Source organism: Streptomyces sp. NPDC054842 (assembly GCF_053611025.1).
This window is the reverse complement of the sequence record NZ_JBSGZN010000001.1, coordinates 102,653-123,866: the sequence shown is the minus strand read 5'-3', so window position 1 is coordinate 123,866 and position 21,214 is coordinate 102,653. Positions and strand designations below refer to the sequence as shown.

Here is a 21,214-nt window from a genome sequence, read left to right as displayed (position 1 = left end):
GTCACCGCGGGCGGGCCCTCGATCGGGGGTCAGCGGGTGCGGGCCTCCGGCGGGGGTCAGCGTGTGCGGGCCTCCGGTGAAGGCGGGCCCGGCGGGCCGGTCGCTCACGCCGTCCAGAGTCCGTCGTCCGTCAGTCCCAGCAGCTCGATCGCGTTGCGCCGTACGATCCGGTCGACCACGTCCGGCGCGAGGTGGCCCATCTGGGCCTCGCCCACCTCGCGGGACTTCGGCCAGGTCGAGTCGGAGTGCGGGTAGTCGGTCTCGTACAGGACGTTGCCGACGCCGATCGCGTCCAGGTTCCGCAGCCCGAAGGCGTCGTCGAAGAAGCAGCCGTAGACGTGGTCCGCGAAGAGTTCCGACGGCGGCCGGTGCACCTTGTCGGCGACGCCGCCCCAGCCGCGGTTCTCCTCCCACACCACGTCGGCGCGTTCGAGGATGTAGGGGATCCAGCCGATCTGGCCCTCGGCGTACATCACCTTCAGGTCCGGGAAGCGTTCGAACTTGCCGCTCATCAGCCAGTCGACCATCGAGAAGCAGCAGTTGGCGAAGGTGATGGTGGAGCCGACGGCGGGCGGGGCGTCGGCGGAGGTCGAGGGCATGCGGCTGCTGGAGCCGATGTGCATGGCGACGACCGTGCCGGTCTCGTCGCAGGCCGCGAGGAAGGGGTCCCAGTCGTCGGTGTGCACGGAGGGCAGCCCCAGGTGGGGCGGGATCTCGGAGAAGGCCACCGCGCGCACGCCCCGGGCGGCGTTGCGCCGCACCTCCGCTGCCGCCAGTTCCGCGTCCCACAGCGGGACGAGCGTCAGGGGTATCAGGCGCCCCCCGGCCGCCGGCCCGCACCACTCCTCCACCATCCAGTCGTTGTAGGCGCGCACCCCGAGCAGCCCCAGCTCGCGGTCGTCCGCCTCGGTGAACGTCTGCCCGCAGAACCGGGGGAAGGTGGGGAAGCACAGCGCCGACTGGACGTGGTTGACGTCCATGTCGGCCAGCCGCTGCGGCACGTCGTACGACCCGGGCCGCATCTGCTCGTACGTGATGATCTCCAGCTTGATCTCGTCCCGCGCGTAGCCGACGGCGGTGTCGAGGCGGGTCAGCGGGCGGCGCAGGTCCTCGTACACCCACCAGTCGCCGATCGGCCCGTCGTCGCCCGGGGCGCCCATCACGGGCGCGAACCTGCCGCCCAGGAACGTCATCTCCTTGAGCGGCGCGCGGACCACGCGCGGGCCCCGGTCCCGGTACCTCGCCGGGAGCCGGTCCTGCCAGACGCCCGGCGGCTCCACCGTGTGGTCGTCCACCGAGATGATCTTCGGGAAGGACGGCGCGGGACTCCGCGTGGTTTCCGTGGTCTCCATACGAGTCACCGTAGCGCCGATCTGACGGCCCGTCAGCTCCCTGTCGCCCACCCGCTTCCGCCGTCCGCGCCGGCCCGCTCCGGGCGCAACTGTGGGGAGAGCGTGTGAGGACTGTGTGCCGTCCCGGGCGGCCCCCTGTGATCGCTGTCTCCCACGGCTGACGCATCCGCCATGAACAAGGCAAACTGGCCTCGTTGTCATGACGGTCGGCAGGGGGACAGCGATGGACGGTGTACCGCGAGTGCCGGAGCAGCGGAGCCCCGAGGACTCGGTGGCGCTGCGCTTCGGCGTGCTCGGCCCGGTGCGCGCCTGGCGGGGGGCGGAGCCCCTGCCCATGGGGTCCCCGCAGCAACGTGCCCTGCTCGCCGCGCTGTTGCTGCGCGAGGGGCGTACGGCGACGGCCTCCGAGCTGATCGACGCGCTGTGGGGCGAGGAGTCCCCGTCCCAGGCACTGGCCGCCGTCCGCACCTACGCGTCCCGGCTCCGCAAGGTCCTCAACCCCGGCACGCTGGTCAGCGAGTCCGGCGGCTACGCCATCCGCCTCGCCGACCCGGGCGCCCTGGACCTGGCGCGGGCCCAGCAGCTCGCCGCCGACGCCGAGAAGGCCAGGGCCGCCGCCGACCTGTGCCGGGCCCGCGCCCTGCTCAACGAGGCGCTGGGCCTGTGGGACGGGGAGCCGCTCGCGAGCGTCCCCGGCCCCTACGCCGACACCCAGCGCACCCGCCTGGAGGAATGGCGGCTCCAACTCCTCGAAACGCGCCTCGACATGGACCTGGAGCAGGGCTGCCACGCGGAGGCCGTGTCCGAACTGACCGCCCTGACGGCCGCCCACCCCCTGCGGGAACGCCTGCGTGAACTCCTGATGCTGGCGCTCTACCGCTCCGGGAGGCAGGCCGAGGCCCTCGCGGTCTTCGCCGACACCCGGCGCCTCCTCGCCGACGAGCTGGGCGTCGACCCCAGGGCGGGCCTCCAGGAGCTCCAGCAGCGCATCCTGCGGGCGGACCCCGGGCTCGCGGAACCCTCGGCGCCGCCCGCGGAACCCGTCGCCGTACCCGTACGGCCCGCGCAACTCCCGGCGACCGTCACCGACTTCACCGGCCGCGCGGCCTTCGTCCAGGAACTGAGCGACGTCCTGGCCGCCGCGTCGCACGCCGAGGGCCGGGTGATGGCCGTCTCCGCCCTCGCGGGCATCGGCGGCGTCGGCAAGACCACCCTGGCCGTGCACGTGGCGCACCAGGCGCGCGGCGCCTTCCCCGACGGCCAGCTCTACGTCGACCTCCAGGGCGCCGGGGCCCGCTCCGCCGAACCCGAGACGGTGCTCGGCGCCTTCCTGCGCGCCCTCGGCACTCCGGACTCCGCCATCCCCGACTCCCTGGAGGAGCGCTCCGCGCTGTACCGGTCGGCCCTCGACGGCCGCCGCGTCCTGGTCCTGCTGGACAACGCCCGCGACGCCGCGCAGGTACGCCCGCTGCTCCCCGGGATGGAGGGGTGCGCGGCGCTCGTCACCTCCCGGGTGCGCATGGTGGACCTCGCCGGGGCGCACCTGGTCGACCTGGACGTGATGTCCCCGGAGGAGGCCCTCCAGCTCTTCACCAGGATCGTCGGGGCGGAGCGGGTGGCGTCGGAACGGGAGGCCGCGCTTGACGTGGTCGCCGCGTGCGGGTTCCTCCCGCTCGCGATCCGGATCGCCGCGTCCCGGCTGGCCGCCCGGCGCACCTGGACCGTCTCGGTGCTGGCCGCCAAGCTCGCCGACGAGCGGCGCCGCCTCGACGAGCTCCAGGCGGGCGACCTCGCCGTCAAGGCGACGTTCGAGCTCGGCTACGGCCAGCTGGAACCGGCCCAGGCCCGCGCCTTCCGCCTCCTCGGCCTCGCCGACGGCCCGGACATCTCCCTGGCCGCCGCCGCCGCGGTCCTGTACCTTCCCGCCGAGGAGACGGAGGACCTCCTGGAGTCCCTGGTCGACACGTCCCTCGTGGAATCCGCCGCGCCCGGCCGCTACCGCTACCACGACCTGGTCCGGCTCTACGCGCGTGCCTGCGCCGACCGCGACGAACACCCGCCGACCGAACGGGACGCCGCGATGTCACGGCTCCTGGACTTCTATCTGGCGACGGCGGCGGGGGTGTACGCGATCGAGCGTCCCGGGGACCGGCTGGTGGACCATCTGGAGCCGACCGAGTACCCGGGGCTGCGGTTCGCCGACCGGCACGCGGCGCTGGACTGGCTGTACGCCGAGGCCAACTGCCTGCTGGCCTGCGTCCACCAGTCCCTCGGCGACGCACGGCTCAGCAGGGCGGTGGACCTCCTCTGGGCGGCTAAGGACCTGGCGGAGTCCGGCGCGAACGCCCGTGACTACGGCAGCAACGCGGTGGGCGCGCGCGACGCCGCCGAGCGGGCCGGCGACCCGCGCGCGGAGGCCCGGGCCCGGACGGCTCTCACCGAGGCCCATCTGGCCGGCGGCCGCTTCGACCGGGCGGCGGAGGAGGCGGAGCGGGCGGCGGCGCTCGCGCGCGAGATCGACGACGCCGCCCTCAACTGCTGGGTGCCCAACCACCTCGGGGTCATCGCCGTCTACCGCAGTCAGCACGCGGCCGGAGCGGCGTACCTCCAGCAGGCCATCACCTGCTTCCGGGCCGACGGGAACCTGGCGGGTGAGGCCAGCGCCCTGTGCAACCTCTCGCGGGCACAGCTGGCCATGGGCCAGACGGCCAGCGCCATCGCGCTCGCCGAACAGGGCATCGGCATCTACGACCATCTCGGGCACACCCTGCGCGGCGCCAACGGGCGCTACGCGCTCGGCCTCGCGCTCGCGCAGGCGGGCGACCCCGCCAAGGCCGTGGCGGAGCTGACCGAGGCGCTCGACGTCTTCCGCGACAGCCGCCAGCGGCTCTGGGAGGGCATGGCCATCTTCCGTATGGCGGAGATCCGGCTGACCGAGGGAAAGCCCGCGCGGGCGGCCGCCCTCGCCGAGCAGTCGCTCGCGGTGCTGCGCGGGATCGGCGGCGACTGGCGCCGCGGGAACGTGCTGACCGTCCTCGGCCGGGCGCTGAGCGCGATCGGCCAGACCGACCGCGGCCAGGCGTGCTGGCGCGAGGCGCTGTCCATCTACGAGGAGCTGGGGTCGTCCGAGTCCACGGAGGTACGGGCGCTGCTCTCGCCGCTGGCCGCCGCGTAGGCGCTGTCCGCGGCTTTCCGGTGCCGCTGCCCGCCGCGTAGGGCTGTTCGCAGTTCATCCGGTGCCGCTGCCCGCCGCGTAGGGGCCGTCCGCGGCTTTCGGGTGCCGCTGCCCGCTCGTTCATCGTTCGTTTATCGCGCTGCGCCACTCTGAGCTCGTCGATCCGTCGCGTCGGGGGGCAGACGAATCGGCGAGTGGCCCATCACATATGGTGAACGGCCCTTGCACAGCCCGCCCGGCGGCCCTCGGGGGAGTCGCCGGGCGGGCTGTCTCACCACCTTCACGGGGAGTAGGAACCATGGCTGACAAGAAGACCGACGGCACCGTCAAGCCGCTCGACACGCACATCACGGACGCCGACGCCGGGACGATCAAGCCGCTCGACACGCACATCACGGACGCCGACGCCGGCACGGTCAAGCCGCTCGACACCCACATCACCGACGCCGACGCGGGCACCCTCAAGCCGCTCGACACGCACATCACCGACGAGCAGGTCTGACAAGCCACCGGTCACGGGGGATCGGCCGCGGCGGCGCGGAGGGGGAGCCGTCGCGGCCGAGGTGCGTCCGGGGCCGGTTCAGCCCTGGTGACCGGGCCAGTTGGCGTCGCTGATCGCCGGGACCGCGTCCGGGAGGCCGGTGTCGTTCTCGCAGCCGGCCCGGTCGGCGAGGTCGTGCGCCAGCTGGAGCATGATGTCGAGCCCGACCTTGCGGGCCTCGACCGCGGAGAGGCCGGTGCCCTTCATCGGCCGGGCGTAGACGTCGACGCCGATGTACTTGTCCCGCTTCATGTACGCGGGCGACCCGGCGGGAAGATCGACGTCGCACTCGAAGTACACCACCTGGGTGGCTCTGAGGTAGTACGCGAGGACGCCCATGTCCAACCGGGTCCTTGGCTCGTCCCCGCGTGCGTCGGCGGTGGGAAGCTCTTTGACTTCCCTGTTCGGTGGCTCGCTCCACGGACATGGCGACGGAGGACTTCATCGTTGCCGAGGCCGACCTCGGCAGCGTTCGTCATGGTGAAGCCGTAGGCGACGCCCCCGCCAGTACCGGTCAGGCTGCGAGCCGGACTGTCGGCACCGCCCCCGCCGATACGGCAAGCGAACCCAGTGTCGCCAAGGAGTGGCCCGCAAGCGGGTCAGGGGCGTGGCGGGGCCTCTCGGGGCTGGTCCTCCGCCGGCCGCACGAGTCCCCTCAACTCCCCCTTCAGCACCTTCCCGCTCGCGTTGCGCGGGAGGGCGGGGACGAACTCGACCGACCGGGGGACCTTGTAGTTGGCCATCTCGCGGCGGGACCAGGCGATCAGGTCGTCCGCGGTCAGGGTGGTGTGCGGGCGGCGTACGACGTAGGCCCTGCCGACCTCGCCGAGGCGGGCGTCCGGGACGCCGATGACGGCGACGTCCGCCACGTCCGGGTGGAGGCCGAGGAGCTGCTCGATCTCCGCCGGGTACGCGTTGAAGCCGCCGACGATGAACATGTCCTTGACGCGGTCCGTGATGCGGAGGTTGCCGTCGGGGTCGAGGACGCCGACGTCGCCCGTGCGGAGCCAGCCGTCCGGGGTGAGGACGGCGTCCGTGGCGGGGGCGTCCTCGAAGTAGCCGCGCATGACGTTGAATCCGCGGACCAGGACCTCGCCGGGTGAGCCGGGTGCGACCGGGGTCCCGGACGCGTCCACCACGCGCACCTCCGTGCCGGGGATGGCCCGCCCCGACGTCGAGGCGATCACCGGCGCCGGGTCGCCGCGCCGGCACATGGTGACGATGCCGCTCGCCTCGGAGAGCCCGTACGCGGTCAGGACGGTGCCGATCCCCAGCTCGGTCCTCAGCCGTTCCACGAGCTGGAGGGGGACGACCGCGGCGCCGGTCACCACCAGCCGCAGCGCCGACAGGTCGTGGGCGTCCCGGGACGGGTGGTCCAGGAGCGACTGGTGGAGGGTGGGCGGGCCCGGCAGCACCGAGACGCGTTCCGCGGCGATGTTCGCGAGGACGGTGCCGACGTCGAAGACGGGCTGCGGGACCATGGTCGCGCCCCGCATCAGGCAGGCGACGATGCCCGCCTTGTAGCCGAAGGTGTGGAAGAACGGGTTCACGATCAGGTAGCGGTCGCCCTCGCGCAGGCCGGACAGCTCGCACCAGACGGCGTACGCCCGCAGCGTCTGGCCGTGGGTGATCATCGCCCCCTTGGGCCGGCCCGTCGTCCCCGAGGTGTAGACGATGTCGGAGGGCGAGGAGCCGTCGAGGGCGTCGCCGCGCGCCCGTACGTCCGCCGCCCCGACGCCCTCTCCGTCGACCAGGAAGTCCTTGACCGTACGGAAGTCGGCGGGGGCGTCGTCCGCCAGCACCACGACCTGCTCCAGGTCCGGCAGCCCCGGCAGCGGGCCCTTCCCCTCCCCCCGGCCGGCGGCCCGCCGCAGCGAGGCCACGTACGACGTCCCGAGGAAGGTACCCGTCACGAACAGCAGCCTCGCCCGGCTCCGGGACAGCACGTACGCCGCCTCCGCCCCCTTGAAGCGGGTGTTCAGCGGGACCAGCACCGCCCCCGCGCACACCGCCCCGAGCGCCGAGACGATCCAGTCCAGGGTGTTGGGCGCCCAGACCGCCACTCGGTCGCCGGCCCGCACCCCGTTGGCGAGGCACGCCGCCGCGGCCCGCTCGACGCGCGCGCCCAGCTCCGCGTACGACAGCCGCGTACGGCCCTCCACGACGGCCTCGGTGCCGGCGTACCGCTCGGCCGCCGCCCACACCAGCCCCGGGATGCTGCCCCACTCCAGGTCCCCGCGCATCGCACGCCTCCCCTGACCGGACGACCGGACACACCACTAGCTGACTGACCGTCAGATTAGCTGTAACCTGACGACCTGTCAGCAGTCGGGGACCGCGTGCGGAGGTGCGCCCATGTCGGGAAGCGGGCCGGGGAGCACGGCCGGGATCAAGGACGCCACCGCCGTCGTCGGCATCGGGCAGACGGCCTTCGCCAAGCAACTCCCCGAATCCGAGAAGACCCTGGCGTGCCGGGCCGTGCTCGCCGCCCTCGACGACGCCGGCATCGCGCCCTCCGAGGTCGACGGGCTCGCCTCCTACACCATGGAGGAGACCGACGAGGTGGAGATCGCCAAGGCGGTCGGCTTCGGTGACCTCACCCACTTCTCCAAGGTCGGCTTCGGCGGCGGCGGTTCGTGTGCCACGGTCGCCCATCTCGCCGCCGCCGTCGCCACCGGCCAGGCCACCGTCGGCGTCGCCTGGCGCTCACGCAAGCGCGGCAGCGGCCCCCGGCCGTGGCGGAACACCGCCGTCCAACTCCCCACGCCCGCCCAGTGGACGCGACCCTTCGGCCTGCTCAGACCCGCCGACGAGATCGCCGTGCTGGCCCGCCGCTACATGCACGAGTACGGCGCCACCCGCGACCACCTGTTCAACGTCGCCCTCGCCTGCCGCAACCGGGCCAACCAGAACCCGGGCGCCATGATGTACGAACGCCCGCTGACCCGCGAGATGTACATGACCTCCCGCTGGATCAGCGAACCCCTGTGCCTGTTCGACAACTGCCTGGAGACGGACGGGGCGCTGGCCTGCGTGATCGTCTCGGCCGCGCGGGCCCGCGACTGCCGCCACCGGCCCGTCTACGTCCACGCGGCCGCCCAGGGCCTGCCCGCGCAGCACCACGGCATGGTCAACTACTGGACCGACGACCCGCTCACCGGGCCCGCCTGGACCGCCGCCCGGCACTTGTGGAAGCACGCCGACCTCACCCCCGAGGACGTCGACGTGGCCCAGATCTACGACGCCTTCACCCCCCTCGTACCGCTGTCGCTGGAGGGCTACGGCTTCTGCGGGCGGGGCGAGGGCGGCGCCTTCACCGAGGGCGGCGCGCTGGAGATCGGCGGCCGGCTGCCCCTCAACACCGGCGGCGGCGGCCTCAGCGAGGCGTACGTGCACGGCTTCAACCTCATCAACGAGGGCGTGAAGCAGCTGCGCGGCACGAGCACCGCCCAGGTCCCGGGGGCCGCCACCTGCCTGGTCACGGCCGGCGAAGGCGTCCCCACCTCCGCCCTCCTGCTCAGGACCTGAGGAGCCCGCATGCCCCTGCTGTCCCCCGTCCCCGACGACGACGGCGCCCCCTTCTGGCGGTACGCCGCCCGGGGCGAACTGCGCGTCCAGGCCTGCGCCCGGCCGGGCTGCGGCGAGCTGCGCTTCCCACCGCGCCCCTGCTGCCCGCACTGCCACTCCTTCGCCTCCGAGTGGCGCAGGACGAGCGGGCGCGGACGGATCTGGTCCTACGTCGTGCCGCATCCGCCCCTGCTGCCGGGCTACGCGGAGCAGGCGCCGTACAACGTGATCGTGGTGGAGCTGGCGGAGGCGCCGCGGATCCGGCTCGTCGGGAACCTCGTCACCGGGCCCGACGCACCGCTCGGCTCCGTCGACCCGGAGCGCCTGCGGATCGGCGCGCGGGTGCAGGTCGTCTTCGGCCCCGCCGACCCGCAGGACCCGTCCGGGACCGCGGGCACGACGGTGCCGCGCTGGGTACTGGAGCGGCCGTGAGCGGCGGCCTGCGCACCGCCACCGACAAGGACACCGGCGTCGCCGTCGTCACCCTCGACCGGCCGGAGCGGCTCAACGCCATCGACCTCGCGCTCGCCGCCGAACTGGCCGCCGCCTGGCGGGGTTTCCGCTTCGACGACTCCGTACGGGCCGTCGTGCTCACGGGCGCCGGGGGGCGCGCGTTCTGCACGGGCATCGACCGCAGCGCGGCCGTCCGGCAGCCCGACTCGCCGTACATGATGGACGATCCGCTGCTGACGGTGGGCCCGAAGGCGAACGGCCTCTGGAAGCCGGTCGTCGCCGCGGTCGCCGGAATGGCCTGCGGCGGCGCCTTCTACCTGCTGGGCGAGGCCGAGTTCGTCGTCGCGGACGAGACCGCCGCGTTCTTCGACCCGCACACGACATACGGCATGGTCAGCGCCTACGAGTCCGTCCACATGGTGCAGCGGATGCCGTACGGGGAAGCCGCCCGGACGGCCCTCATGGGAACCGCCGAGCGCCTCTCGGCCCGGCGGGCGTACGAGATCGGGCTGGTCTCCGAACTCACGCCGCCCGGCGAGGCGTTGGCGGCCGCCGTGCGGTGCGCCGCCGTCATCGCCTCCTACCCGCCCGAGGCCGTGCAGGGCACCGTGCGCGCCCTGTGGAGCGCGCGGGAGGCGGCGAGCGCCCCCGCCTTCGCGCAGGCACCGCACCTCATCGCGCTGGGGAACCTGCCGCCGCGACGGCAGGCGGAACTGTTCGCCGCCCGCCGGCCCGACGGGTTCCGGCTGCGCTAGTCCGGGGCGGCCCCGCCGCTGGGGCCGCCCCGCGACAGGGGACGGGCCCGCCGCCGGGGGCCGGCCCGTCCGGGGCTCCGGGTCTCAGTCCTCCGCCGGGGCGGTCCGGGAGACCTCGCAGTGGTCCACCGAGTCGGCCAGTCCCGAGCCGCCGACCTCCACGCGGACGGTCTCCTTGCCGTTCGCGGGCACGGCGACGCGTCCGTACCCGCGGGTGACGGGGATGGGGATGTCGTGCTCGTCGTAGAAGGTGACGTCCACCCGGAACGTGACCTTGCGGGCGTTCGGGTTGGTGACCTCGACGGTCGCGTATGGAGCCCGCTCGGTCGCGCAGCTCACCAGCCGCGCCGTACCGTCCTGCGCCGCCTTGGAGGAGCCGCTGCCGGAGGAGGAGCGGTGGGTCGGACGCCGGTTGTAGCCGCCCGTGCTGCTGCCGCCGGTGCTGCTGCTCCCGTACGTGTCGTCGTCGTCATCGTCGTAGTAGTCGTCGTCGTAGCCACTGGACCCCGAGGTCGTCGAGCCCGAGCCGTACGACCCTCCGCCCGAGGTGGACGACGAGCTGTCGTGGTTCTGGCTGGAGCTGCTGCAACCGCCGCCTCCGCCGCCGCCGCCGCCGTGACGGCTGCCGCCGTGACCGCGCCCCGTCGAGAAGCCGGTCAGCGCGAGCACGACCATGGCCAGAACCGCTGTGAACTTGAGTGTGCGCCCCCGTGAATGCATGTGATCAGCCTACTCACCGCACGCGTCCGATCACCCCGCATGACGGGATCGTCCCCTCTCGTCCCATGCCGTGGCGGGGGCCTGGCGGGCGGCGTAGCGTCGGTTGGTAGAGCAGTGAGGAGGCCCGCGTATGGTCCGCAACGTACTCGGGTCGGTGATCGCCCTCCTGGGAGCGGCGGCCGCCGTCTGGAGCCCATTCCGCGCCTGGTACGACGGCCGTCACGGCCGGTACTACCGCCTGGGCGACCTGTTCTCGGGGACCGGGGTCACCGACGCCCGCGCCGGTCTGTTCACCTCGCTCTTCCTGCCGTTCGCGATCGCGGCGGTGGTGACCGTCGTCGGAGTCCTGCTGCGCTCGCGGCTGCTGGTCGCGCTGGCGGGGATCGCCGTGCTCGCGTTCGCCGTGCTGTGGATGGTGCGCGTCGGGCAGGCCGAGTCCGGCCTGACGGTCGACACCGACGGGAACGGCCTCGGGGCGGGCGTCGCGGGCGCTTTGGGCGGCGGGGTGCTGCTGCTGATCGGCGCGGCCCTGATGCGGGGGCGCGGTGGGCGGCGCGAGCGGATGGCGACGCTGCCGCCGTCGGAGCCCGCCGAGCCGTCCTGGCAGTCCGATCCCGCCTGGGACACCGGCACGGGTGGCCACGGGGGACGGTCCGGTCCCGACTGGCAGCACGGGCCCGCCTGGCAGCACGGGCCCGCCGGGACGCACGGTCAGGACGGGCCCTACGGACCGCCGGATCCGACGCCGGACCGGCCGCCGCCGCGGGAGCCCGGCGGCACGGGTTCGGCGGAGGAGCCGACGGCCACGTGGCCCCGACCGCCGGATCAGCGGTGACGCCGGCGAGGTGACGTCCCGGCGCCACGCAGTGCCCCGACCGCCGGCTCAGCGGTGACGCCGGCGAGGTGACGCCCGGCAGGCGCCGGTCGCCGTCGTCCTCCCGCGTCCAGCCCTCGGCCTCCCGGGCGGTGCGTCCCCGGGCGCGTGCACGGCCTCGCACGCCGGGGACGGTCCGCGCCCCTGTCGAGGGCGCGGTCGGCCGGGTCACGCCGTACGCGCCGTGCCCGTGCCCTTCTCCGCGTCCAGGGCGTAGACGCAGCGGTCCTTGCTGCACGCGTAGACGACGCCGTCCTTGACGACGGGGGCGCCGGTGATCTCGCCGCCGGTGGCCAGCTTCCAGCGGAGGCGGCCGTCGTCGGCCTTCAGGGTGTACAGGAGGTGGTCGGAGGAGCCGAAGTGGATACGGCCCTCGGCCACCGCGGGGGCGCCGACGATGTCGCCGCCCGCCTGGAAGCGCCACTTCGGGGTGCCGGTGACGGCGTCCAGGGTGTAGAGGCCCTTGCCGCTGCCGACGTGGACGTGGCCGGCGGCGACCAGGACCGGTTCGACGGAGGCGCGGGACTCGGTCGCGATGCGCCAGCGGTCGCGGCCGTCGGTGGCGTCCAGGGCGTAGACGGTGCCCAGGTAGTCGGCGAGGTAGACGCCGCCGCCGGTCACCGCGGGGCCGGGCGCGAAGGTGGGCGGGCAGAGGAAGACCGCGGGGGCCTCGAAGTGCCAGCGGACGTGACCGCTCGTCACGTCGATGGCGAGGACGCGGGTGCCGGCGGACACGTACACGTATCCGTCGGGTGCCTGGGTCAGCCGGACGGGGACGCCGCCGCAGGAGGCCGCGTCGCCGATGGGGTACGACCAGCGCTCCTCGCCGGTGCGGGACTCCAGGGCGCGCAGGCGCGCGTCCTTCCACACGTAGACCGTGCCGTCGTGGACGGCGGGTCCGGCCTCGGGGGACTCGAAGTCCGTCTGGGCGCCGGTGATCTCCCACAGCTTCTGGCCGTTGGCGGCCTCCCATGCCTGTACGCCGCCGCCGCGGGTGCCGGTGACGACGGTGCCGCGGTCGGCCTTCAGGGAGTAGACCCACGCGTCGGTGGACACGCGCCAGATGTCGGCCCCCTCGCGGGCGTCCAGGGCGAAGAGGGTGGGGCCGTCGGAGGCGTGGATACGGCCGTCCGCGACCGCCATCGACCAGGCGACGTCGCGGGTCTTGAAGCGGCGTCTGCCGGTGGCCACGTCCAGCGCGTGCACCTCGAAGGAGGTGACGTAGACGAGGTCGTCGGCCACGGCGGGCGTGCCCCACACGTCGTTCGACATGCGGAAACGCCACGGGCGCCAGCCGCCCGGGGACTCCGGGGCGCGGGCGGGCGGTGCGACGGTGGGCGCCGGGTCGGCGCCGTTCACGCCGGGGCGCGGACGGGACCAGGACGCGGCGAGGCCCGCCTCCGGAGGGGGCGCCTTCACGGCGGCGGCGCGGGCGTCGGCGACGCGGGGCCCGGGGCCGATGGGCACCTGGGCGCCGGCCAGCCGCACCGGACCCGTGTCGGGCGCGCCGGCGGCCGGCCGGGGCGGGGCGTGCTGCGGTACCGGCGGCGCGGTGACGACACCCCGGCCGCCGCCGCTGCGTCCCGACGCGGCGGCGGTCTGCACGGGGGGACGGCCGCCGCGGCGCGTCTCGATCAGGCCCACCGCCCGCTCGGGCAGCCACGCCGACGCCGTACCGCTGTCGTCCGAGCCGGAGCCGAAGAGGTGCGGTGCCAGCTGCGCCTGGAGGTCGGCCGGGTTGGGCCGGGCCGTCGCGTCCATCTGCATGCAGGACTCGATGAGGGGGCGCAGCTCGTCCGGGAGTCCTTCGAGGTCGGGACCCTCGCGGAGCAGCATGAAGACCGTCTCCACCGGGTTCGCGCCGTGGAACGGGGCGTGGCCGGTGGCGGCGAAGACGAGCATGGAGCCGAGCGAGAAGACGTCGCTGGCGCCGGTGACGCTGCGCGAGTCCTTGGCCTGCTCGGGCGACATGTACGCGGGGGTGCCCACCGCGACGTTCGTCATGGTCAGCCGGGTGTTCGAGACGCCGGAGGCGATTCCGAAGTCGATCACTCGGGGGCCGTCCTCGACGACGAGGACGTTCGAGGGCTTCAGGTCGCGGTGGACGAGCCCGGCGCCGTGGATGGACTGCAGCGCCTCCGCGACGCCGGCGGCCAGCCAGCGGACCGCCTGGGCCGGGAGGGGCCCGCACTCGTTCACTATTTCCTCGAGCGAGGGTGCGGGGACGTACGCGGTGGCCAGCCACGGGACCGCCGCGCGCGGGTCGGCGTCGACCACGGCGGCGGTGTAGAAGCCGGACACGGCTCGCGCCGCCTCCACCTCGCGGGTGAAGCGGACCCGGAACAGCTGGTCCTCGGCGAGCTCCGTCCTGACCGTCTTGATCGCCACGCGCCGGCCGGACGCCGAGCGCGCGAGATAGACCAGCCCCATGCCGCCCGCACCCAGCCGTCCCAGCACCTCGAACGGCCCGATCCGCCGCGGATCGTGCTGCGTCAGCTGATCCACCACTTGCCTGCCACCTCCCCGTACGGGCCGCGTCATCCACGTATGAACGCGGCCCCGTGCAGCGTCTCACCACCGAACCGCCACAGCGGCACGCACCCTGATTCTTCCTGTCCGGGCCACCGGTTGCGAACCCGGGTGCGGATCGGGGTGTCTCAGGACAAAACCACGTCGGGCGGCTTCTGCAAAGCGGCGGCCGGATGCTGGAACGCGGGCGGGGACCCGCCTCAGCGCTGCATCACCGCGAACGACGCCCCCTGATTGTCCGTGACGAGGGCCACCCGTCCGTACGAGGTGTCGAACGGGGGTGCCTGTACGCGGCCGCCGAGCCGGCGGACGGTCTCCAGCGCCTCCTCGCAGTCCCGGACGCCGAAGTGGACGAGGAAGTGCGGGGGCATCTCGGCCGGGAAGATGTCGGACACGGCGGTGCGGCCGACGTCGGGCTGGTCGGGGGTGCCGAAGAGATCCTCGTAGAAGGAATGGGAGGGGTCCCTGGCGTACAGCTCGGCCCAGCAGAAGGAGCCCTGCCGGTGGCGGCGGCCGAAGCCGGGGTGGCCGTCCGCCTGCCAGAGCCCGAACACGGCGCCCTCGGGGTCGGCGGCGAGCACGGTGGTGCCGAGGGAGTCCACGGGCAGCGCGTCGGTGATCACCTGCCCGCCGGCCGCCGTGATCCGCCGGGCGAGCGCGGCGGCGTCGGGGGTGGCGAAGTACACCGTCCAGACGGTGGGCATCCGGCCGTCCCGTTTGGGCGCGAGGGCGGCCACGGGCTGTCCGTCCCGGTGGGCCCAGACGGAGGTGCCGTGCCGCGCGGAGGCGGTACGGGGGGTGCGCGGGGTGCTGTACGCCTCCTCGAAGGTCCACCCGAAGAGCTCACCGTAGAAGCGCTTGCCCGCCTCGACGTCGGAGAGCTGGGCGTCCGTCCAGCAGGGGACGCCCTCCGCGAAAGCGGCGGACTCGGCGGATGACGCGGATTCGGCCATGCCGCCAAGCTAACGGCCGCTCACGCTCCGCGCACGGCGGACGCACCCCCTCCGGGGCCCCGGAAATGGCCGTACTCCCCATTTGCAGTCGGCCGAATCGCGCTCCGATCACCCCTCGGTAAGCTGACGGCATGACAGGACAAGTGCGTACCGTCGACGGCCGTGTGGCCGGGCGGCGTGGGCAGGCGACCAGGCAGAAACTGCTCGACTGCCTCAGCGACATGCTCAGCTCCTCGCCCTACCGGGACGTCAAAGTCATTGATGTCGCCCGGAAGGCGGGCACGTCACCGGCGACGTTCTACCAGTACTTTCCGGACGTCGAAGGCGCCGTCCTGGAGATCGCCGAACAAATGGCCGCGGAGGGCGCCGGGTTGACCCGGCTGCTCGAAGGCCGCTCCTGGGTCGGCAAGGCCGGCTGGCAGACCGCGCAGGAACTCGTGGACGGCTTCCTGGAGTTCTGGCGGAAGAACGACGCGATCCTGCGCGTCGTCGATCTGGGGGCCGCCGAGGGCGACAAGCGGTTCTACAAGATCCGGATGAAGATCCTGAACTCGGTGAACAACTCCCTTACGGACACGGTCACCGAGCTCCAGTCCAAGGGCAAGGTCGACAAGGACGTCAATCCGGCGGCGATGGCGGGTTCCCTCGTCGCCATGCTCGCGGCGGTCGCCTCGCATCAGAGGGGCTTCCAGACGTGGGGCGTCAAGCAGGCCGAACTCAAGCCCAACCTGGCGATGTTGGTGCACCTCGGCGTCACGGGCAAGAAGCCGACGAAGTAGCACCACCGCCTTTCCTCTTTTGCACTTCCCGTCCCTCTCTCTTCCTCTTCCTCGACACCCTTCCTGTCATGCGGGCGGCGGTCCACCGGTGTGGGCCGCCGCCCGCTGTGCTGTGTGCACACCCGCTCCACGGCGCGGCGCCCATGCGGCGGGCCCTCACGACGGTCCCCACCGGCGTCACCTCGGGGCCACCGCGTCACCTGCGTCACCTCCGTCACCGGGGCACGATGCGGAACAGCCGGATCTCGCGGCTGATCCGCCGCTGGTACGCGGCGTACGGCGGCCAGAACTCCAGCGCCGTCCGCCATGCCTCCGCCCGCTCCTCCCCCTCCAGGAGCCGGGCCGTGACGGGCACGTCCCGGCCCTTCCAGCTGATCTCGGCGTCCGGGTGGGCCAGCAGGTTGGCGGTCCAGGCGGGATGGCCCGCGCGGCCGAAGTTGGAGCCGACGAGCAGCCAGCCCGCAGGCAGCGCGCCCGCGGGCAGCGCGCCGTCGGCGGGGCCCTCCGGCAGGCAGGCCAGCGGCGTGCGCCGGGGCAGCCCGCTGCGCGCGCCGCGCACGGTGAGGACGACGCCGGGCAGCATCCGCGCGCTCGGCAGCACCCTGCCCCGCGTCAGCCGGTGCACCGCACGGTCGAGGACCGGGATCACGTGCGGCGCGATCCGGGCGAAGGCCCTGGTCGAGGACACCTTCTGCACCAGCCGGACACCCCGGGCCATCAGACCGCCACCTCTCCCCCGTCGAACAGCCGCGCCGCGTCGGCGGCCCGCGCCCGCAGCCGGTGCACGGGCCCGAACAGCAGCTCGTCGCCCGCCGCGCGCTTGAAGTACAGGTGGGCCTCGTGCTCCCAGGTGAAACCGATGCCGCCGTGCAGCTGGATGCCCTCGGCGGCGGCGGACCGCAGCGCCTCCAGCGCCTGTGCGAGCGCCAGCCCGCCCACCCGCTCGGCTCCGCTGCCGCACGCCCAGGCCGCGTAGTACGCCGCCGACCGCGCCGCCTGGACCCGCACGTAGACGTCCGCGAGGCGGTGCTTGACCGCCTGGAACGAGCCGATGGGCCGCCCGAACTGGTGCCGCTGCCCCACGTACTCCACGGTCCGCTCCAGCGCGCGGTCCGCGGCGCCGACGGCCTCGGCGGCCAGCACGGCGGCGGCGCCGTCCCCGGCGGCGGCGAGCGGTCCCAGAACGTCGGCGTCCTCGCTCCCGAGCAACTCGGCCGTCACGTCCCGCAGTTCGACGCGCGCCTGCGGCCGTGTGACGTCCAGCGCGGTCTGCCGTACGCGCACGAGACCGCCGTCGGGTTCCGGGGCGGGCCCCTCGGGCCGTACGAGGAACAGCAGGGTCCGTGACCGGGCGAACCCTCCGGTGTGCGCGGGCACCACCAGGAGCCCGGCACTGTGCCCGTCGAGCACCTGGGCAGCCTCGCCGTACAGGCGCCACCGTCCGTCGACGCGCCTGGCCTGGACACCGCCCGCGCGTCCGCCCCCCGCCCAGCCTCCCCGGTGGTCGCCGACCAGGCCCAGCGCGGTGGCGAGGGCGGCTCCCGGCACGGCGAGGGCCGCGGTCAGCTCCCCGGCCGCGATCGGGGGCAGCAGGGCGGCGCGCTGGGCCGCGGTGCCGAGGGCGAGGATCAGCGGGGCGGCCAGCACGGCCGAGGCGAGCAGCGGCGAGGGGGCGAGGAAACGCCCCGTCTCCTCGCAGGCGAGGGCGAGTTCGGTGACCGAGCAGCCCACCCCGCCGTACGTCTCGGGGAGGGCGAGGCCGGGCAGTCCGAGCCGCCGCGCGAGCGCCTCCCACAACGCGCCGTCGTGCCCGGCGGGGGCCAGCGCGGCGGCCCGCCGCTCCTCGGAGCCGCAGCGCTTGATCAGCAACTCCCTTACGGTGCGCCGGATCTCGTCCTGTTCGGCGGTGAAGCGGGCGTCCATGAGCGGGGCTCCTCCCCCCGGGCGGCGACCGGCCGAGGGCTGTCCCCGCGCAGGTCCCCGACCACGTATCTGACGGGCCGTCATATTAGGGCGGCTTCCGACGGAAGGACAGGGGCAGGGCAGGGACGGGGGCGGGGCTAGGGCTAGGGCGGGGGCGCGGCAAAGGCAAGGGCAAGGCAGGGGCAGGCGGGCCCGGGGGCGGACCCCTCCCGGACGAAAGTCAACCTGATGTACCGTCAGATCTGTGACCCCAACCCCACGGACCCCGGGGCCGTCCCGGACTTCCACCGCCTCGGGACGACGCAAGGTCGCCGTCGTCGGGGCCGCCCTCGCCGACTGCGGCCGGGTGGACGGGACGACCGCGTACGCGCTGCACGCCCAGGCCGCCCGCCGTGCCGTCGCCGACTCGGGGCTGGGCCGCGAGGTGATCGACGGCTTCGCCTCCGCCGGTCTCGGCACCCTCGCACCGGCCGAGGTGGCCGAGTACCTGGGCCTCAGGCCCGTGTGGGTCGACTCCACCTCGGTCGGCGGCTCCACCTGGGAGGTGATGGCCGCCCACGCGGCGGACGCCATAGCGGCGGGCCACGCGAACGCCGTCCTGCTGGTCTACGGCTCCACCGCCCGCGCCGACATCAAGGCGGGCCGCCGCACCGGCGACCTCTCGTTCGGCGCCCGGGGACCGCTCCAGTACGAGGTCCCCTACGGCCACACCCTCGTCGCCAAGTACGCGATGGCCGCCCGCCGCCACATGCACCAGTACGGCACCACCCTCGAACAGCTCGCCTCGGTCGCCGTGCAGGCACGGGCGAACGCCGCCGCGAACCCCGAGGCGATGTTCCGCGACCCCGTCACGGTCGACGACGTCCTGTCCGGCCCGGTGATCGCGGACCCCTTCACGAAACTGCACTGCTGCATCCGCTCCGACGGCGGAGCGGCCGTCCTGCTCGCCGCCGAGGAGTACGTGCGCGACTGCCGCACCGCACCGGTGTGGATCCTCGGCACCGGAGAGCACGTCTCGCACACCACGATGTCCGAGTGGCCCGACTTCACGGTCTCCCCGGCCGCGGTCAGCGGACGGCTGGCCTTCGGGCGGGCGGGCCTGCGCCCGGACGAGATGGACCTCGCCGAGATCTACGACGCCTTCACCTACATGACCCTCGTGACGCTGGAGGACCTCGGGTTCTGCGCGAAGGGCGAGGGCGGAGCCTTCGTGGAAAAGGGGCGGCTGACGCTGCGCGGGGACCTGCCCGTCAACACCGACGGGGGCGGGCTGTCGGCGCAACACCCCGGCATGCGCGGGCTGTTCCTGCTCGTGGAAGCGGTACGGCAGCTGCGCGGGGAGGCGGGCGAGGGCAGGCAGGTCCGGCGCCCCGACGGCGGGCTGCCGCGCCTCGCGGTGGCCTCCGGCACCGGGGGCTGGTTCTGCTCCGCGGGGACGGTGGTCCTGGGACGGGGGTGAACCGGCCCCCCAGTCCGACGTGTGACACGGGGTCCCGGGGGCGCCGGCCGTACGCTCCCCCGCGTGCTGCGGGGGCCGGGGTGAGCCTGCCGCGCAGCCCCCCGTGCCTTCCGGAGGGCGGGGTGAACCGGCGGCACACCCCCGCGCGTGATGCGGGGACCGGAGTGAGCCGGTCGCACAGTCCCCCGCGTGTTCCGGGAGCCGGGGTGCAGCTCCCCGGGGGCCGGCACCGTCGCGTCGGCGGGTACCGGGCGCCGGTCCGCCGGGGCCGGTCGGCCGGGGCGCGCGGCGAAGACGTACAGGCGCAGCACCAGGAAGCGGCCGGCTCCGGCGAGCCCGGAGGCGCCCAGGTAGACGGCCTGCTCGGTCGGCGCGCCGGGCGCGGACGCCACCAGGTGCAGGACGAACATCGCGGCCGAGGTCACGGCGTAGGCGGCGGTGGCCGACCCGGCGGACTGCCAGTGCCGGCGCCATCCGGCACGCCCGCCGGCCCCGAAGGTGAAGCGTGCGTGCAGCTCCGTGCACAGGAGGGTCGAGACGACGGTGACCAGCGCGTTCGCCAGGAGCCACCCCAGCCCGTCGGCGAGCAGCGGCACCGCGGCGCTGGAGAGGACTCCGACACCCCCGCCGCACAGGACGAACCGGGCGAAGGATGCCAGCGGTCCCGGCGCCGCCACGGCCGCCGGGGCCTTCCGTACGCCGTCCGTAGGGGCCTCGTCCGCCGCCTCGGGACCCCGCGCTCCGAGCGCCGTCTTCGGCTTCGGCGCAAGCAGCGAGTTCATGGGGTTTCCTTCCGGGCGGCGGGGGCCGTGAACCTCTGGGTTCGACCGGGTTCAACGATGCCGTCGCGCGCTCCCCGGCACGAGGAGGCGGGCTCCCGGACCTGGGGTATGGCCAGCCCTACCGAGGCCGGGGGGTGACCCTCGGACGGGACACTGAAACGCCAGGTGAGGCAGGCGAGTTCGGGCTCAGGTGACGTCTCGGGGCGGGTAACGGGGAACAGGGGCGCGGGCGGTCCCCACTGCTCGGGGGCCCGCCGACGCCGACGGGTGCGGCGCGGTGCCGTACGGAAGTCAGAGCGCCGTGGCGCTGCCCGGTAAGCGCGCCACCCCGTGCCGTCGTCGGCCACGACTGCGTGTGCGATGCGCTGCCGTACGCGGGATGCGGGGCCGTACCCGGACGGGCTCCCGTACGCCGCGTACGGGCGGCCGTACGGACCCGCCCACGCAGGCGGTCGCCGCGGCGTCGCGGGAGAATCGGGGCATGAGTGCCGAGACCTCCTCCGAGTTCGCCCGCCTGCTGCGGTCCCAGCGGGTCTGGGACACCGAGCTGCCCGCCTTCGATCCGGACGCCGCGCCCGGGGACCCGCTGCCGCTGTTCGAGGAGTGGTTCGCGCAGGCCGTGGCCGCCGGTCAGACGGAGCCGCACACCGTGTCCCTCGCCACGGCGGACGAGGACGGCCTGCCGGACGTCCGCACGGTGATGCTGCACGGCGCGGACGCGGCCGGCTGGTCCTTCGCCACGCACGCCACGAGCCGCAAGGGGCGCCAGCTGGCCGCCCGCCCGTACGCCGCCCTCGGCTTCTACTGGCCGGCGCAGGGCCGCCAGATCCGGCTGCGCGGCCCCGTCACCCCCGCGCCGCCGGAAGAGGGCCAGGCCGATCTGCACGCCCGCTCCACCGGCGCGCTGGCCGCCGCCCTGGTCGGCCGGCAGAGCGAAGTCCTGCCGTCACGCGCGGAGTTGGCGCGGGCCTCCGAGGCCGCCTGGGCCCACGCCGAGCGCGAACCGGACGCGCCCGCCCCGACCTGGACCCTGTACCGGCTCCGGCCCGACGAGGCGGAGTTCTTCCAGGGTGACGCCCGCCGGCAGCACCTGCGCCTGAACTACCGCCGTGCGGAAGGCGGCTGGCGCAAGGAACTGCTCTGGCCGTGACACCCGGGCGCCGGGCACACCGGGGACCCCCGGGGCAGGGAGACCGGCCACCGGAAGCGGCGGCCACCGGAAGCGGGACGCGACCCGGCAGTCACGTCCGGGTGCCCTGTGGGTCGGCACGACCGGCGTGACGTGTCTGACAGGCGACTGAACGGGGCCGGCGTGCCTGAGCGTTCTGCGTGCTTACGCACCCGCGCGCCCT

17 protein-coding genes and 1 pseudogene are annotated in these 21,214 nt (G+C 74.3%); 9 read left to right on the top strand and 9 right to left on the bottom strand.

The genetic code is table 11. The features are described from left to right. Window positions 1-104 precede the first annotated feature (104 nt). Window positions 105-1,352 (bottom strand): amidohydrolase family protein, encoded by a 1,248-nt coding sequence (locus tag ACWGIS_RS00505; protein WP_453360197.1) that lies wholly within the window; start codon window positions 1,350-1,352, stop codon window positions 105-107. Between the two features lie 223 nt (window positions 1,353-1,575). Between ACWGIS_RS00505 and ACWGIS_RS00500 the strand changes: the two genes are divergently transcribed. Continuing rightward, entirely contained in the window at window positions 1,576-4,527 is a 2,952-nt protein-coding gene (locus ACWGIS_RS00500) for a BTAD domain-containing putative transcriptional regulator (protein WP_453360196.1), read from the top strand. Between the two features lie 298 nt (window positions 4,528-4,825). Continuing rightward, complete coding sequence (locus tag ACWGIS_RS00495) at window positions 4,826-5,029, top strand: hypothetical protein (protein ID WP_453360195.1); 204 nt, start codon at window positions 4,826-4,828, stop codon at window positions 5,027-5,029. Between the two features lie 78 nt (window positions 5,030-5,107). On the opposite strand, the gene ACWGIS_RS00490 is transcribed toward ACWGIS_RS00495, so the two are convergent. Next, complete coding sequence (locus ACWGIS_RS00490; RefSeq protein ID WP_453360194.1) at window positions 5,108-5,407, bottom strand: hypothetical protein; 300 nt, start codon at window positions 5,405-5,407, stop codon at window positions 5,108-5,110. Window positions 5,408-5,667: 260 nt separating this feature from the next. Next, window positions 5,668-7,311: a FadD3 family acyl-CoA ligase gene (locus tag ACWGIS_RS00485; protein WP_453360193.1), complete on the bottom strand. Its 1,644-nt coding sequence runs from the start codon at window positions 7,309-7,311 to the stop codon at window positions 5,668-5,670. Between the two features lie 112 nt (window positions 7,312-7,423). Between ACWGIS_RS00485 and ACWGIS_RS00480 the strand changes: the two genes are divergently transcribed. The 3 genes from ACWGIS_RS00480 to ACWGIS_RS00470 are packed head-to-tail and all read left to right on the top strand — an operon-like array spanning window position 7,424 to window position 9,843. Beyond that, window positions 7,424-8,596, top strand: coding sequence for a lipid-transfer protein (locus ACWGIS_RS00480; RefSeq protein ID WP_453360192.1), 1,173 nt, complete (start codon window positions 7,424-7,426; stop codon window positions 8,594-8,596). Window positions 8,597-8,605: 9 nt separating this feature from the next. Beyond that, the gene (locus ACWGIS_RS00475) at window positions 8,606-9,067 is read left to right on the top strand and encodes a Zn-ribbon domain-containing OB-fold protein (protein ID WP_453360191.1); all 462 of its coding nucleotides are present in this window, start codon (window positions 8,606-8,608) and stop codon (window positions 9,065-9,067) included. Further along, entirely contained in the window at window positions 9,064-9,843 is a 780-nt protein-coding gene (locus ACWGIS_RS00470) for an enoyl-CoA hydratase/isomerase family protein (RefSeq protein WP_453360190.1), read from the top strand. Before ACWGIS_RS00475 ends, ACWGIS_RS00470 begins: the two co-directional genes overlap by 4 nt. An 84-nt stretch (window positions 9,844-9,927) precedes the next feature. On the opposite strand, the gene ACWGIS_RS00465 is transcribed toward ACWGIS_RS00470, so the two are convergent. Next, window positions 9,928-10,563 (bottom strand): hypothetical protein, encoded by a 636-nt coding sequence (locus ACWGIS_RS00465; protein ID WP_453360189.1) that lies wholly within the window; start codon window positions 10,561-10,563, stop codon window positions 9,928-9,930. Window positions 10,564-10,693: 130 nt separating this feature from the next. Here ACWGIS_RS00465 and ACWGIS_RS00460 point away from each other — a divergent pair, with 130 nt between their 5' ends. Then, entirely contained in the window at window positions 10,694-11,398 is a 705-nt protein-coding gene (locus ACWGIS_RS00460; protein ID WP_453360188.1) for a hypothetical protein, read from the top strand. A gap of 207 nt (window positions 11,399-11,605) precedes the next feature. Here the strand turns inward: ACWGIS_RS00460 and ACWGIS_RS00455 are convergent, their stop codons facing one another. Beyond that, window positions 11,606-13,945, bottom strand: a complete 2,340-nt coding sequence (locus ACWGIS_RS00455; RefSeq protein ID WP_453360187.1) for an outer membrane protein assembly factor BamB family protein — start codon at window positions 13,943-13,945, stop codon at window positions 11,606-11,608. A gap of 221 nt (window positions 13,946-14,166) precedes the next feature. Further along, complete coding sequence (locus ACWGIS_RS00450) at window positions 14,167-14,919, bottom strand: VOC family protein (RefSeq protein ID WP_453360186.1); 753 nt, start codon at window positions 14,917-14,919, stop codon at window positions 14,167-14,169. Window positions 14,920-15,062: 143 nt separating this feature from the next. Here ACWGIS_RS00450 and ACWGIS_RS00445 point away from each other — a divergent pair, with 143 nt between their 5' ends. Continuing rightward, window positions 15,063-15,698 (top strand): TetR family transcriptional regulator, encoded by a 636-nt coding sequence (locus ACWGIS_RS00445; protein ID WP_453360409.1) that lies wholly within the window; start codon window positions 15,063-15,065, stop codon window positions 15,696-15,698. 214 nt (window positions 15,699-15,912) lie between these two features. On the opposite strand, the gene ACWGIS_RS00440 is transcribed toward ACWGIS_RS00445, so the two are convergent. Together ACWGIS_RS00440 and ACWGIS_RS00435 are read right to left on the bottom strand one after the other, a co-directional pair. Next, a complete protein-coding gene (locus tag ACWGIS_RS00440; RefSeq protein ID WP_453360185.1) occupies window positions 15,913-16,416 on the bottom strand; it encodes a nitroreductase family deazaflavin-dependent oxidoreductase in 504 nt (167 codons plus the stop codon). Continuing rightward, window positions 16,416-17,621, bottom strand: a complete 1,206-nt coding sequence (locus ACWGIS_RS00435; RefSeq protein WP_453360184.1) for an acyl-CoA dehydrogenase family protein — start codon at window positions 17,619-17,621, stop codon at window positions 16,416-16,418. Before ACWGIS_RS00435 ends, ACWGIS_RS00440 begins: the two co-directional genes overlap by 1 nt. Window positions 17,622-17,865: 244 nt before the next feature. Here ACWGIS_RS00435 and ACWGIS_RS00430 point away from each other — a divergent pair, with 244 nt between their 5' ends. Beyond that, window positions 17,866-19,080: a thiolase C-terminal domain-containing protein gene (locus ACWGIS_RS00430; protein ID WP_453360183.1), complete on the top strand. Its 1,215-nt coding sequence runs from the start codon at window positions 17,866-17,868 to the stop codon at window positions 19,078-19,080. A 239-nt stretch (window positions 19,081-19,319) separates the two neighbouring features. Here the strand turns inward: ACWGIS_RS00430 and ACWGIS_RS00425 are convergent. Next, window positions 19,320-19,862: pseudogene (locus ACWGIS_RS00425) on the bottom strand (GtrA family protein); the annotation flags it as partial. A 481-nt stretch (window positions 19,863-20,343) separates the two neighbouring features. On the opposite strand from ACWGIS_RS00425, the gene ACWGIS_RS00420 reads away from it, so the two are divergent. Continuing rightward, window positions 20,344-21,012 (top strand): pyridoxine/pyridoxamine 5'-phosphate oxidase, encoded by a 669-nt coding sequence (locus tag ACWGIS_RS00420; RefSeq protein WP_453360182.1) that lies wholly within the window; start codon window positions 20,344-20,346, stop codon window positions 21,010-21,012. The last annotated feature ends 202 nt before the right edge of the window (window positions 21,013-21,214 follow it).

What these genes read in the sequence shown, in the direction of transcription:
- ACWGIS_RS00440 (WP_453360185.1), bottom strand. Translation starts at nt 16,416, where the DNA reads ATGGCCCGGGGTGTCCGGCTGGTGCAGAAGGTGTCCTCGACCAGGGCC.
- ACWGIS_RS00485 (WP_453360193.1), bottom strand. Translation starts at nt 7,311, where the DNA reads ATGCGCGGGGACCTGGAGTGGGGCAGCATCCCGGGGCTGGTGTGGGCG.
- ACWGIS_RS00460 (WP_453360188.1), top strand. Translation starts at nt 10,694, where the DNA reads ATGGTCCGCAACGTACTCGGGTCGGTGATCGCCCTCCTGGGAGCGGCG.
- ACWGIS_RS00480 (WP_453360192.1), top strand. Translation starts at nt 7,424, where the DNA reads ATGTCGGGAAGCGGGCCGGGGAGCACGGCCGGGATCAAGGACGCCACC.
- ACWGIS_RS00505 (WP_453360197.1), bottom strand. Translation starts at nt 1,352, where the DNA reads ATGGAGACCACGGAAACCACGCGGAGTCCCGCGCCGTCCTTCCCGAAG.
- ACWGIS_RS00475 (WP_453360191.1), top strand. Translation starts at nt 8,606, where the DNA reads ATGCCCCTGCTGTCCCCCGTCCCCGACGACGACGGCGCCCCCTTCTGG.
- ACWGIS_RS00420 (WP_453360182.1), top strand. Translation starts at nt 20,344, where the DNA reads ATGAGTGCCGAGACCTCCTCCGAGTTCGCCCGCCTGCTGCGGTCCCAG.
- ACWGIS_RS00500 (WP_453360196.1), top strand. Translation starts at nt 1,576, where the DNA reads ATGGACGGTGTACCGCGAGTGCCGGAGCAGCGGAGCCCCGAGGACTCG.
- ACWGIS_RS00435 (WP_453360184.1), bottom strand. Translation starts at nt 17,621, where the DNA reads ATGGACGCCCGCTTCACCGCCGAACAGGACGAGATCCGGCGCACCGTA.
- ACWGIS_RS00465 (WP_453360189.1), bottom strand. Translation starts at nt 10,563, where the DNA reads ATGCATTCACGGGGGCGCACACTCAAGTTCACAGCGGTTCTGGCCATG.
- ACWGIS_RS00450 (WP_453360186.1), bottom strand. Translation starts at nt 14,919, where the DNA reads ATGGCCGAATCCGCGTCATCCGCCGAGTCCGCCGCTTTCGCGGAGGGC.
- ACWGIS_RS00490 (WP_453360194.1), bottom strand. Translation starts at nt 5,407, where the DNA reads ATGGGCGTCCTCGCGTACTACCTCAGAGCCACCCAGGTGGTGTACTTC.
- ACWGIS_RS00495 (WP_453360195.1), top strand. Translation starts at nt 4,826, where the DNA reads ATGGCTGACAAGAAGACCGACGGCACCGTCAAGCCGCTCGACACGCAC.